At 47.3% G+C, this 13,739-nt stretch carries 11 protein-coding genes; 9 read left to right on the forward strand and 2 right to left on the reverse strand.

The window, feature by feature from the left end; translation table 11 throughout:
• The first annotated feature begins 6 nt into the window (after positions 1 to 6).
• The 7 genes from AB4Z08_RS22700 to AB4Z08_RS22730 all read left to right on the forward strand — a co-directional run bounded on the left by AB4Z08_RS22700 (position 7) and on the right by AB4Z08_RS22730 (position 10,273).
• The gene (locus tag AB4Z08_RS22700; RefSeq protein ID WP_441576077.1) at positions 7 to 1,647 is read left to right on the forward strand and encodes a RagB/SusD family nutrient uptake outer membrane protein; all 1,641 of its coding nucleotides are present in this window, start codon (positions 7 to 9) and stop codon (positions 1,645 to 1,647) included.
• Complete coding sequence (locus AB4Z08_RS22705) at positions 1,647 to 3,878, forward strand: glycosyl hydrolase family 28 protein (protein ID WP_441576078.1); 2,232 nt, start codon at positions 1,647 to 1,649, stop codon at positions 3,876 to 3,878. The genes AB4Z08_RS22700 and AB4Z08_RS22705 overlap by 1 nt, the downstream gene beginning before the upstream one ends.
• Positions 3,868 to 5,046, forward strand: coding sequence for a glycoside hydrolase family 88/105 protein (locus tag AB4Z08_RS22710; RefSeq protein ID WP_441576079.1), 1,179 nt, complete (start codon positions 3,868 to 3,870; stop codon positions 5,044 to 5,046). Before AB4Z08_RS22705 ends, AB4Z08_RS22710 begins: the two co-directional genes overlap by 11 nt.
• A gap of 4 nt (positions 5,047 to 5,050) precedes the next feature.
• Complete coding sequence (locus AB4Z08_RS22715; protein ID WP_441576080.1) at positions 5,051 to 6,514, forward strand: tagaturonate reductase; 1,464 nt, start codon at positions 5,051 to 5,053, stop codon at positions 6,512 to 6,514.
• A gap of 19 nt (positions 6,515 to 6,533) precedes the next feature.
• On the forward strand, positions 6,534 to 8,189 hold the full coding sequence (locus tag AB4Z08_RS22720; protein WP_441576081.1) for a UxaA family hydrolase: 1,656 nt from the start codon (positions 6,534 to 6,536) through the stop codon (positions 8,187 to 8,189).
• Between the two features lie 19 nt (positions 8,190 to 8,208).
• Positions 8,209 to 9,612: a glucuronate isomerase gene (uxaC, locus tag AB4Z08_RS22725; protein ID WP_441576082.1), complete on the forward strand. Its 1,404-nt coding sequence runs from the start codon at positions 8,209 to 8,211 to the stop codon at positions 9,610 to 9,612.
• Positions 9,613 to 9,748: 136 nt separating this feature from the next.
• A complete protein-coding gene (locus tag AB4Z08_RS22730; RefSeq protein WP_441576083.1) occupies positions 9,749 to 10,273 on the forward strand; it encodes a DinB family protein in 525 nt (174 codons plus the stop codon).
• Positions 10,274 to 10,275: 2 nt separating this feature from the next.
• Here AB4Z08_RS22730 and AB4Z08_RS22735 read toward each other — a convergent pair whose 3' ends face one another.
• Complete coding sequence (locus AB4Z08_RS22735) at positions 10,276 to 11,247, reverse strand: GlxA family transcriptional regulator (RefSeq protein WP_441576084.1); 972 nt, start codon at positions 11,245 to 11,247, stop codon at positions 10,276 to 10,278.
• Between the two features lie 141 nt (positions 11,248 to 11,388).
• On the opposite strand from AB4Z08_RS22735, the gene AB4Z08_RS22740 reads away from it, so the two are divergent.
• Positions 11,389 to 11,883, forward strand: a complete 495-nt coding sequence (locus AB4Z08_RS22740) for a DinB family protein (RefSeq protein WP_441576085.1) — start codon at positions 11,389 to 11,391, stop codon at positions 11,881 to 11,883.
• Positions 11,884 to 11,900: 17 nt separating this feature from the next.
• Complete coding sequence (locus AB4Z08_RS22745) at positions 11,901 to 12,113, forward strand: hypothetical protein (protein WP_441576086.1); 213 nt, start codon at positions 11,901 to 11,903, stop codon at positions 12,111 to 12,113.
• Positions 12,114 to 12,149: 36 nt separating this feature from the next.
• Here the strand turns inward: AB4Z08_RS22745 and AB4Z08_RS22750 are convergent, their stop codons facing one another.
• Positions 12,150 to 13,727 (reverse strand): RagB/SusD family nutrient uptake outer membrane protein, encoded by a 1,578-nt coding sequence (locus AB4Z08_RS22750; protein WP_441576087.1) that lies wholly within the window; start codon positions 13,725 to 13,727, stop codon positions 12,150 to 12,152.
• Between the last annotated feature and the right edge of the window lie 12 nt (positions 13,728 to 13,739).

Here is a 13,739-nt window from a genome sequence, read left to right on the forward strand (position 1 = left end):
GCAGTTATGAAACCAAACATAAACAAGTACTTTATCATACTCACCATAGCCGTTGCAAGTCTTGCCAGCTGCAACAAACAGCTGGAAGAATATAACCCCGGCGGCACCACCACCGATGCGGTATATTCCACGCCGGAAGGATTTGAAACACTGGTAAATGCAGCGTATACCTATAACCGTTGGTGGTATGGAAAGGAAGAAGGATATAGTATGGCAGAAATGGGAACGGATATATGGACCAGTGGTACCGGTGATAAATATCCCGACATCACCAATTACAACAACCTGCAGGCCAGCAATACGGTGATGAGTGGGTTGTGGAAACAATTGTATGCTGCTATCAATCTCTGTAATGCCGGCATCACGCGCATCGATAAAGCCGGTCTTGCAGCAGATAAAAAGAAAGTACGCAATGCGGAATTGCATTTCCTCCGGGCCTTTTACTACTGGCATATTGTGGAAACCTGGGGGCCTGTACATTTTACCCTGGAGGAAACCTCCGGTGCCATCACCACTGCTAACCGTACGCCGGTAGAAACTTTCTATAAACAGATTTTTGCTGACCTTGATGTGGCCGTAAATAACCTGCCTGCTACTACTACCGATTATGGCAGGGTTACCAAACCTGCGGCAGAAGCCTTTCTGGCGAGAATGTACCTCACCCGTGGTATGAACCAGCAGGCCGCTGACCTGGCTGATAAAGTAATTAATAATTACACCTATACGTTATTACCAAAGTATGCGGATCTCTGGCGCATGGATAACCTGCAAAATAAAGAAGTGATCTGGGCAGTTAACTATATGAAAAACCTGGTATTCGATGACCGTACAGATGCAACACTCTTTCCGAACGGACACTCCCGTGGCGCCAACAATGGTCACCTGATGTTTGCCATGAAGTACGATGATCTGCCGGGGATGCAGCGTGATGTGCTGAACCAGCGTCCGTTTAACCGTTACATGCCTACGTTGTTCCTGTTAAACCTCTTTAATGACAAAGCAGATGCCCGCTACCAGGCTTCTTTCAAACAGGTATGGCTTTGCAATAATCTTAAAACAGCACCAGCAGGTATGAAGCTGGGAGATACGGCTGTATGTTGTAGTAAGGACGTATTGGCAGCAACAACCAGGTACCGGTTATATGATAGAAACGCAGTGTATAATAGTGCAGGTGGCGGCAACGATCGTACGCACTATGTATCTCTGCAGAAATTTGATGACCCTACACGGGCATCCCTGAACGAAGAACAAAGTGCCCGCGATGCATTTATTATTCGTCTCGCTGAAATGTACCTGATTGCCGGAGAAGCACAGTTTAAATTAGGCAACGCAGCCAGGGCGGCAGACTACATTAACGTGATCCGCAAACGCGCCGCTATTCCCGGTCAGGAAGCAGCCATGCAAATTACTGCAGCGGATATCAGTCTGGACTTTATCCTCGATGAAAGAGCCAGGGAGCTGGCAGGAGAGCAGCTACGCTGGTTCGACCTGAAACGTACCGGTAAACTTGCGGAAAGAATTGCGCTCCATAATCCGGACGCCAATAAATATTTCCAGTCGTACCATACCGTGCGGCCCATTCCGCAGGATCAGATTGATGCCGTGACCAATAAGGGAGAGTTTAAGCAGAACGATAAATATAACTAATGAGATATCTACAGATACTATTATTATCATTATTGGGACTGGCACCTGCCGGTCCCAAACCCACTATATTCCTGATCGGTGATTCCACCATGGCAGACAAGCCATTGGCCGATAATCCCGAACGTGGCTGGGGGCAGCTGTTACCAACGTTTTTTGAACCAGGTATGAGCATAAGAAATTATGCTGTGAACGGTCGCAGTACCAAAAGTTTTATTGATGAACACCGTTGGGATACGGTGCTTGCACAACTACATCCCGGTGATTGGGTGATGATCCAGTTTGGACATAACGATGCTAAAATAAGTGATAGTACCCGCTATGCCGCAGCACAGGGAGCCTATAAAACGAACCTGGAACGCATTGTAAAAGAAGCCCGCGCCAAAGGAGCAAACCCGGTGCTTATTACACCTGTAGCCCGCCGTAAGTTTACCAATGGTATTCTGGAAGATACCCACGGCGAGTACCCTGCAGTAGTAAAAGCTGTAGCTGCGGCGATGCAGGTTCCGCTGCTGGACCTCCAGCAAAGTAGTGCAGCACTGCTGACGCGGGAAGGAGAAACGGGTTCCGTGAAAATGTTTAAAACTACACCTGCCGGACATTATAACTCTCTGCCGCAGGGCATTACAGACAATACCCATTTTTCTGCTTATGGTGCCGCAAAGATAGCCGCATTGATAGCTGGGGAAATCAAATCGAAAAACCTACCGTTGTCGGTCTACCTGAAAAAGACCGCCTTCGAAAATAAATACAGTTACGAACTACCGCTGATCTATGAACCGCATTTCAGGAAGGATACATTCAATATCCTGCGTTATGGTGCTAAAGCAGATGGTATCACGTTGAATAGTAAAAGCATTAATGATGCGATGGCCGCCTGTAGCAACAAAGGTGGCGGAGTGGTGCTGATTCCGCCGGGGCTGTGGCTCACAGGGCCACTGGTGTTGCAGAATAATGTTAATCTTCACCTGGCGGCAAATGCCGTGTTGCAGTTTACGACCGACTTTGATCAGTATCCGCTTATCTCCACTACCTACGAAGGGCTGGCTGCGGTGCGCTGTCAGGCACCGGTTTCCGGCAACGACCTGGAAAATATAGCCATTACCGGTAATGGTATCCTGGATGGTGGCGGTGATGCGTGGCGAATTGTAAAAAAGGCAAAGCTCACGCAATCGCAGTGGGAGAAATTGGTGGCCTCCGGTGGTTTGACGGGGGAAGACAGTGTTACCTGGTATCCATCCAGATTATCTTATCTGGGTGCTAAAACCAACCAGGCCGGTGTTATTACTGCAGGGAGTAAACCTGCGGACTATGCTGGTATCAAAGATTTCCTGCGCCCTAATATGATCAGTATTTCCGGCTGTAGAAATGTGTTGCTGGAAGGGGTTACTTTCCAAAATTCTCCTGCCTGGTGCCTGCATCCTCTACTCTGTGAAAATATTACGCTGAGAGGCATTTATGCTAAAAATCCCTGGTACGCGCAAAATGGCGATGGGGTAGACCTGGAGTCATGCAGCTATGCACAGATCCTGGACTGTACTTTTGATGTAGGTGACGATGGTATCTGTATCAAATCCGGCAGGGATGAACAGGGACGTAAACGTGGTAAGCCTACAGAGAACGTGATAGTGCATAACTGTACCGTTTATCATGCACATGGTGGCTTTGTAATAGGCAGTGAAATGTCTGGTGGTGCACGCAACATTTATGTGTCTGATTGTTCTTTCCTGGGTACCGATATCGGGTTGCGGTTTAAAACTGCGCGTGGGCGCGGTGGTGTAGTGGAGAATATTTATGCCGCCGGTATCAACATGAAAGATATCCCGGGAGAAGCCATCCTGTTTGACATGTATTATGCAGCTAAAGATCCGGTGCCATTGTCAGGTGAAAAAAGGGCCGCACCTAAAGTAGAAAAGCTGGCGGTAACAGAGGCGACACCACGGTTCCGCAACTTTTACATCAATGATGTGGTATGTAGCGGAGCTAAGAAAGCGGTATTTATCCGTGGACTGCCGGAAATGCCTGTCGACCATATTTTCCTGCGCAACCTGGTGATAAAGGCGGAGGAAGGGATTAGTTGTCTGGAGGCGGACAATATACATTTCAGGAATGTCTATCTGCTGACGTCCTCCGGTACGCCTCCTTTGCAAACCCGCAACGTCAACGATATTACACGAGACAGTTGTCATTACCGGGATACTAAAAATAAATCAACGGAAGATCATGCGTTTTAAAAAGAGAATCATCATCGCAGGGCTGTTGTTCATCAATATGCTCACCACGCAGGCCCAAAACGGTGCTGCCGGTATGGCGGCTACGGTCATGCGCATTTGGAAAGACTCACTCGTATTGCATCCTGGTACACCGGTAAAATGGACCTATGATGAAGGCGTAGTATTGGAAGGATTTACCGGGCTATGGAAGCGATTCCATGATCAGCAATATTTCCGGTATATACAACAGCGTATGGATTTTTTTATAGGAGATAACGGTGATATCCGTACGTACCGGCAGAAAGATTACAACCTTGATAATATCAAGAATGGCCGGGTACTGCTGACATTGTATAAAGCTACCGGCAACGACAAATATAAGCTGGCGGCAGGGCAGCTGCGGGAACAGCTGCGCGGGCAACCCCGCACGCATGACGGCGGTTTCTGGCACAAACAACGCTATCCTTACCAGATGTGGTTAGATGGTCTTTACATGGGGGAACCTTTTTATGCAGAATATGCGGCATTGTTTCATGAAGACAGTGCCTTCCGCGATATTACCCGGCAGTTTGTGTTGATGGAAACACATGCACGTGATACAGCAACAGGTTTATTGTACCATGCCTGGGATGAATCGCGGGAACAGCGCTGGGCCAATAAAAGCACGGGCCAGTCACCGCATTTCTGGGGCAGGGCTATGGGCTGGTATGCTATGGCGCTCGTAGACGCGCTGGAATATTACCCGGCAGGAGATCCCGGCAGGGACAGTCTGATCGCTATCTTAAATCGTACAGCCGCTGCCGTGAAGAAATACCAGGATGCCGGAACCGGTTGCTGGTTCCAGGTACTGGACAGAGCAGGCAGCAAAGGTAATTATGTGGAAGCATCTGCTTCCTGCATGTTCGTATACGCGTTGGCGAAAGGTATCCGCTTAGGGTATCTCCCGGATGGCTACAGGCAGGTGGCTATAAAAGGCTATGCTGGTATCCTGAAGCAGYTTATCCGGAAAAATAAAGAGGGAGATATCACCCTTGGCGGTACCGTCAGCGTAGCGGGACTTGGAGGCGAACCCTATCGTGACGGCAGCTATGAATACTATCTCAGTGAAAAGGTAATTGACAACGATCCAAAAGGCGTAGGTGCGTACCTGTTAGCCGCCAACGAAATGGAAATAATGAGTAAAAAATAATGGTATGAAACTATCCAGAGAAACATTGTCAGGGCTATACGGAAATGAAGCGTTGCAGCTACCTTTAAAGAGCTGCTTCGATCTGCCGGAGAAAGTGCTGCAGTTTGGTACAGGGGTGTTGCTAAGAGGTTTGCCCGATGCTTTCATTGACAAAGCCAACCAGGAAGGCCGTTTCAACGGAAGGGTGGTAGTCGTGAAATCGACCGGCAATGGTAGCACCACTGCTTTTGATGAACAGGATAACCTGTACACGCAGTGTATACGGGGTATTGAAGGTGGCCGGAAGATGGCCGTTAATATCATCAACGCCTCCATCAGCAGGGTATTGAATGCTGCTTCCCAATGGGAGCAGATCCTGGCATGTGCCACGAACCCGCAGATGCAGGTTGTTATTTCCAATACAACTGAAGTGGGGATTGTATATGTGGAGGAGAATATCCATACCACACCACCGGCCTCTTTCCCTGCCAAGCTGCTGGCTTTTCTGCACCGGCGCTATCTTCATTTCAACGGAGATGAAACGAAGGGCATGGTGATCATTCCTACGGAGCTGATACCGGATAATGGCAGCCGGCTCAAGGAAATCCTGTTGCAGTTATGCGTCTTCAATGAACTGGATACTGCTTTTACGGACTGGCTGCATAATAGTAGCGACTTTTGTAATTCACTGGTAGACTGTATTGTGCCGGGGGCTTCAGATCTCACACTGGCATATGAAGACGACCTGATGATCATGACAGAGGTGTACCGGCTATGGGCAATTGAAACCAGCAGTGAAAGGGTGAAACAGGTATTGTCTTTCCATGAAGCGGATGCCGGTGTGGTGTTGTCACCGGACATCAATATATTCAGGGAGCTAAAGTTGCGGCTGTTGAACGGTGCCCATACGCTTAGCTGCGGACTGGCTTTCCTGGCCGGTTTGGATACGGTGAAAGCTGCCATGAATCAGGAGTCAATGGCCGCATATATAGAAGGGCTGATGATGCAGGAAATTATTCCCGCTATAACGGACCGGCATATACGTCATGATGCAGCGATTCGTTTTGCCGGTGCTGTACTGGACCGTTTCCGTAATCCTTACATAGATCATCGCTGGTTGAGTATATGCAGTCAGTATACGTCTAAATTGAAGATGCGGGTATTGCCGGTATTGTTACGTTATTACGAACGTACCGCACAGGTACCTGCATTGATTTCACTGGGCTTTGCAGCACACCTGCTGTTTATGCGCGGAGATACTACGTATAGCGTCTCCGATGAATACGCCGGCTGGTACCGGGAACAATGGCAATTACATTCACCGGAAACAGTCGTGAAAAATACACTTGGCAACGAAGCGGTCTGGGGCCATGATCTCACCACCATTACCGGTTTTGAGCAACTGGTGACGGTGATGCTGAAGGCATTACTTGCAGAAGGCCCTGCTGCCTATCTGGACCGCATTGCAGCAGAAATAACTATATCATAGATTTTTTAAGCAGACAGGTATGAAACAGAAAGTATTAAAGGTGCATCCGCATGACAATGTGTTGGTAGCGCTACAGGATCTGGATAAAGATGATACGGTACAGTATAACGGCACTGTATATACGATGCAGGAAAAGATCCCTGCCAAACATAAATTTGCCGCCAGCTCTTTTGATAAAGGGGATGCCCTGATCATGTATGGCGTACTGGTAGGGCGTGCGCAGACGCCCATTACTGCAGGCAGCAGGATCGCGGTGGAAAATGTACACCATGCGGCCAACGGATACGCACTGGCTGCACAGCGGAAAACAGCATGGCAGGTGCCTGATATCTCCCGATGGCAGCAAAAAACATTCATGGGATATCACCGGCAGGACGGTAGTGTAGGTACGGCTAATTACTGGCTGGTAATACCATTGGTATTTTGTGAAAACAGGAATATAGAAGTATTGAAAGAAGCCCTGCTAACAGAACTGGGTTATAGTCGTCCCGCAAAATATGCTGCCTTTACACGCTCCCTGGTGGCGCAACAACAAGCCGGTGCAGATGCGGCGGGTATCCTGGAAACAATATACACAGAGCAGGACGACAGCCAGGAAAATATGCGCCTTTTTGAAAATGTGGATGGCATCAAATTCCTGACCCATGATGGAGGTTGTGGTGGCATCCGGCAGGATGCACAAACGCTTTGTGGCCTGCTGGCAGGATATATTACACATGCTAACGTTGCCGGTGCTACAGTGTTGAGCCTGGGCTGCCAGAATGCGCAAGTCAGCATGTTACAGGCGGAAATTAACAAACGCGATCCGGCGTTTTCGAAACCACTTTATATATTGGATCAGCAACAGACCGGCGCAGAAAGTCTGTTGATCACACAAGCCATTCGTCAGACTTTCGCAGGACTGATGGAGGCCAATCAATGTACGCGACAACCGGCTCCTTTAAGTAAGCTTTGTATAGGACTGGAGTGCGGCGGCTCCGATGGTTTCTCCGGCATCTCCGCCAATCCCGCCATCGGTTATACTTCTGATTTGCTGGTAGCTTTAGGCGGTTCCGTTGTGCTGGCCGAGTTCCCGGAACTATGTGGCGTAGAGCAGGAGATGAGTGATCGTTGCTGTCATGTGGAAGATGCGTCCCGCTTTATTCAGCTCATGCGCACGTACCAGCAACGCGCAGAAGAAGCAGGCTCCGGATTTGATATGAATCCATCTCCCGGAAATATTAAAGATGGCCTCATTACAGATGCCATTAAATCTGCCGGCGCCGCTAAAAAAGGTGGTACCTCTCCGGTAGTAGCAGTATTGGATTATCCGGAAAAAGTACAACAGGCAGGACTTAATTTACTATGTACGCCGGGTAATGATGTGGAGTCCACCACCGCGGAAGTAGGCAGCGGCGCCAATATAGTCCTGTTTACAACAGGACTGGGAACGCCCACCGGCAACCCGATTGTACCAGTAATTAAACTGTCGAGCAACACAAAGTTGTATCAGCGTATGCAGGATATCATCGATATCAATACCGGATCTATTATAGATGGAGAGGAAAGCATTACCGCAGCAGGAGAACGTATACTCGACTACGTTATACAGGTGGCCAGCGGAACCATTACCGCAAAATCCGTGATAAATGGTCAGGATGATTTTATTCCCTGGAAAAGAGGAGTGTCATTGTAATGCTTAAAATATATTATTGATGAGGAAAAAGTTCATGGATGAAAATTTTCTCCTGAATAGCGATGCTGCGGAAAAATTATATCATTATTACGCCAAGGATATGCCGGTGATTGACTACCATTGTCACTTGCCACCCGCGCAGATTGCGGCAGATACACGTTTTCAGAACATCACAGCGGCATGGCTATATGGAGATCACTATAAATGGCGGGCCATGCGCACCAATGGCGTACCGGAAAGTTATTGTACCGGTAATAATACCGACTGGGAGAAGTTCGAAAAATGGGCTGCCACGGTGCCACAAACGTTGCGCAATCCCCTGTATCACTGGACACACCTCGAATTACAGCGCTATTTCGGTATTTCAGAAATACTGAATCCTGCATCCGCGGCGCATATTTATGACACCTGTAATCAACTGTTACAAACGCCGGAATACAGTGTGCGTAACCTCTTAAGAAGCAGAAATGTGGCACTGATCTGTACCACCGATGATCCGGCTGATGACCTGCAATACCACCGGCAAATAAAACAGGATGGCTTTGAAATACCCGTGATCCCGGCTTTCCGGCCGGATCAGGCCATGAATGCAGATGATCCGGAGGCATACAATGCTTACCTGCAAAAACTGGAACAGGCAGGCAACTGCAGCATCAATACGTATGATGATTTGCTGCAGGTGTTAAAAGACCGGCATGATTTCTTTGCTGCTCATGGCTGTAAAGTATCTGATCATGGGATTGAGGAAATATATGCGGAGGATTTTACGGAGACAGGTATCAGGCAGATCTTTCTGAAAATACGTGCCCGCAACATGTTGACACCGACAGAAATAAGGCAGTTTAAATCCGCGCTGCTGTTAGAACTGGCTATCATGGACTGGGAAACAGGGTGGGTGCAGCAATACCATCTGGGTGCATTACGGAATAATAATTCCCGCATGATGCGCCTGTTGGGACCTGACACCGGCTGGGATTCTATTGGTGATTTTTCGCAGGCACGTGCGTTGGCAAAATTTCTTGATAGATTGGATAGCCAGGATAAGCTCACTAAGACGATCATCTATAACCTGAATCCGGCCGATAATGAACTCATGGCCACGATGACCGGGAACTTCAACGATGGTTCTATAGCCGGCAAAGTACAGTTTGGCGCCGCCTGGTGGTTCCTGGATCAGAAGGATGGGATGACCAGGCAGCTGAATGCCTTGTCCAACATGGGCCTCATTTCCCGCTTTGTAGGTATGCTGACGGACTCCCGGAGCTTTCTCTCTTATCCTCGCCACGAATATTTCCGGCGCCTGCTCTGTGACCTTTTTGGAGAGGAAATAGAACGCGGCGAAATACCGGATAATATAGAAGAGGTAGGGGCGATCATACAGGATATCTGCTATGGCAATGCGAAATCCTATTTTGGCTGGTGAGTAAAGGGGGGAGTGTCTTTGGAAGAGGCCGAAGGCCTTCCCCTTCGACAAAAAAATATTTTTCAAACCCTGCTGACATAGGGTTGTCACACCCCCTTGTTTTCTTTGTACTGTAAACAAATAAAAATACAGTTTTATGGAAAACAACACATTAACGGCAACTGCACCTGCAACCCACGTAATTCTGAATCCGCAACAACTCCTGGCGCACTGGCAGGGGCATCGGGATCTGACCCGCAGGCTGATTGAGAAGTATCCGGCTGATAAGCTGTTTACTTACAGTGTAGGCGGAATGCGTCCTTTGTCCGTACTGGCGATGGAAGTATTGGGCATTGCTTCTGCCGGCGTACATGGCTTTGCTACTGATGGCGACTGGAAAACCATGGACGAATTGCTGCAGCATACCGGTTTAACCAAGCCAACCACCAAAGAAGAATTATTAAAGTTATGGGATGTGGTAACAGAGCAGATTAACGAATACTGGCCTAAAATAGCCGCGCAGGATTTTCAAAGACAAATGAAGGCGTTTGGCCAGTATGACGGCACCGTTATCAGTCTCCTTTTGTACTTTATTGATAATGAAATTCATCACCGCGGACAAGCATATGTATATCTCCGCACCCTGGATATTGAACCTCCGTTTTTCTGGGATAGACACTAGTCTTATCTCGCAGCATTGAACTTCTCCCGGTATTCAGAAGGTGTCATTCCCACGGTTTTGCGGAAGACCTTTCTGAATGCTTTGGGGTCGTTATAACCCGAATTAAAGATCACCTCCATCATTTGCTGACCGGTTTGTTCGAGCAATTTTTTGGCGGCTTCAATGCGGGTGAGCTGCAGGTATTCAATAGGTGTGACACCGGTTACCTGTTTAAATCGTCTGACAATATTTCTGCGGCTGGAAGGAATGTCTTTGATCATTTCCTCGATGGTACCAACGTCCTGATAGCTGGTTTCAATTTTTTGCTGGGCGGAGGCCACCAGGTCATCGTGGTGATTGCGGGTAGGCTGGAATGTGCTGAAATAGGATTGTTTATCCCTGCCCATATCAATGGCAAATATTTTGGCTGTTCTCACCGCGATCTCGATGCCGCAGTGTATTTCCAGCAAATGAAGTAGCAGGTGAAAGGTAGATGTAGCACCACCACTGGTATAGATGCCGGAATCGTGGGTAACGGTTTTATCTGATAGCAGGTTTACCGCCGGAAATGCTGTTGTAAAATCTTTGCAGGCATCCACATGTGTAGTCGCAATTTTTCCATCCAGTAAACCGGAGGCTCCCAGTAAAAATGCGCCAGTACAGAAGCTGGCTAACTCTGCACCAGTTTTATATTGTTGTTTTAACCAGGGCAGATATTCCCTGTTGGCAACAATAGATTGCTTCAGATCATCCGTAGTAAAAGAAGGGATGAGTACCAGGTTAAAAGTAGTGGCAACACCTATTTCTTCTGAAAGGTAATCGGGGAAAGCAGCTGCAAGGTGTGCGGTATCTGCGGTGTAAACAAGACTGATGATAAAGGGGGTTGACTGCCCGTTTTTATAGTAAATCTTATTGACGGTTTCGAGCACATCTGTAATCGCCGCAAGGCTTAGCAGCTTGTAGTGGCGCATAAGCAGGATCCCTATCTTGATCATATGGCTTTCAGTTTTGAATTAACTACTCAAACATAACGTTTTTGTCGCAAATACCCCCTAAGATTGGCTTTATCAGCATCTTCCTTTCAGGGGATTATCTGCTATCTTACAGAGAGTTTGAATACCAAAAATAAAAATAATATGGAAACTGCAAGCAACAGGATGCTAGGCATTCTTTCACTGTTTGATCTGCAAACAGGTCTTTACCCTAAAGCACTGTTTGGATTATCTGATTCAGATGCGCACAAGCGTCTGGACACAGCTGCCAACCATGTGGCCTGGCTCGCCGGTAGCCTGGTTCAACAACGATTTGATCTGGCTGGCTTTTTTAAGGTGGATATAAAATCATCCTCCGATAACCTGTTTAAGCAAAACCAGGGAATAAAAGATGGTGTTACCTACCCATCGCTGGATGTATATCAGAAGGATTGGGAAAAAATTACCCCCATATTAAGGGCTGAATTGGTGAAAGCAACAGATGAACAACTGGATAGTATGTTGAGTTTTCCGGAAATGAAAATGTCTTTTCCATTATGGGAAATGGTAACCTTCTCCATTTACCGGGAAGCAAACTGCATAGGTCAAATCGCATTGTGGCGGCGACTATTGGGGTATCCTGGTATAAACTATATGTAATTTAAATTTTTTACGGAATGGTAGAAGTCTTTGTAACAAACGTTAAACGGGTAGCTGCTGCAAAAGAAATTGTGGCACTGCTGTTAGAGAATTTCCCGGATAGTAAAATAAATTTTGACCTGGAAGATCGGGATAAAGTATTGAGGGTAGAAGGAGATAATTTCCAGCCGGGAAAAGTAATGATGCTGGTAAATGAAACAGGATTTCATTGCCAGGTAATGGAAGGTTAAGTATCCGGCTCTACAGCGCCGGATACTTTTTTTTATTTAGTAAAGTGGGTTCTGACTCAGCCCGGGATTGATATCACGCTCACTCTGTGGAACAGGCCACAGGTAGTTTTTCTTGATATCAAAAGTACGTTGCTCCACCAGGATGCGTTCCGTTCCCAGTGTTAGTTTACCTGTAGTAGCATTCACATTGCCCAGTCTCGCGCCATACATGGTACCATTCATCACCTTATCGCCAATTTCCCAGCGTTGTACATCAAACCAACGAAGACCTTCCATCGCCAGTTCCACACGTCTTTCCCGTCTTACCAGCTCCCGTAGTTTGGTTTGTGTATTGTAAATAGCTCTGTCTACCACCGGCATACCAGCTCTTGTTCTTATAGCATCCAGCGCAGTATACATGGTATTGTCCAGCTGATTGAGTTCTATTTTAGCTTCTGCCTGCGATAACAATACTTCTGCATAACGAATGGCGATAATGTTTAAACCGGCATTCCACATATCTGCATAATCACTGAGGTCGGTGGTGAACTTCCTTACCAGGTAACCACTTTTTGAATTACCATAAGGAGAATAGTAATCGGAAGAGGATTCGTTGATAGGATTGTAATAACTACCATTATACATCGCGCCCGGATAAATAATTGTGGCGGCTAAACGTGGATCCCTGTTGTTATACGGATCATCCGCATTGTATCCGGAGGTGGCGTCATCAATAGTTTTGCCGTTTTTCATTTCATAGGCATCTACCAGTCCCTGTAACGGATTAATAGAGCACCAGCCCCCGGAAGATGCAGGTGGCATCACCCCCAGGGATTCAAATGGCACATCGTTTTCTTTATACTGCACATCCAGTATCACCTCCGAATTGTTTTTATGCTGAATGCGGAACAGGTCGCCGTATACCGGGTACAGTTTATAAGTGCCTGTAGCAATAATAGCGTTACACGCGGCAATACATACATCGTATTGTTTGGTAAATAAAGCCATCCTTGCTTTCAGGGCCAGCGCCGCACCGCTGGTAATGCGGCCTACATCGTTGCCGGTGTAGCTGGCAGGTAAATCAGGCACGACAGCAGTCAGTTCATCCATTATAAATTTTACAACCTCTGTTTTGGGGGTGCGCTTTGAGCCGTTGGCTTCTGCCGGAGTGATATTGGTGGTAATCAGCGGCACATCCCCATATAACTGGGTGAGAATAAAATACTGGTAAGCCCTTAAAAAGCGTGCTTCTCCCTTCATACGGGCACGCAGTTTATCATCCATTTTGGCTTTGTCTACACCTGCCAGGAACCAGTTACATTTTTGTATCACGGTAAAACTCCAGCGCTGATCACCTGTATTGTTTGGTGTAAGATTGCCACTGCCCAATACGGTATAACCTTCCCACGGATAAGGGTTATAAGCGTTGTCTGATCCGCAGTCGAGGTAGATCAGGTGTAGCCCCGATTCCCAATCCTTGTAGCAGCCGTTGATCGCTGCCAACGCATCTTTATCTGATCCCCAGAGTGAAGATTCACTATAACCGTCCAATGGCTGTCTTTCCAGGAAATTCTTTTTACAGGCAGTCATTGCTACTGTTCCGGAAAGGAGTATATAGAAAAATGTTTTTTTCATGATGATTGTCTT

The organism is Chitinophaga sp. RAB17, from assembly GCF_052114225.1.
Lineage (GTDB): Bacteria > Bacteroidota > Bacteroidia > Chitinophagales > Chitinophagaceae > Chitinophaga.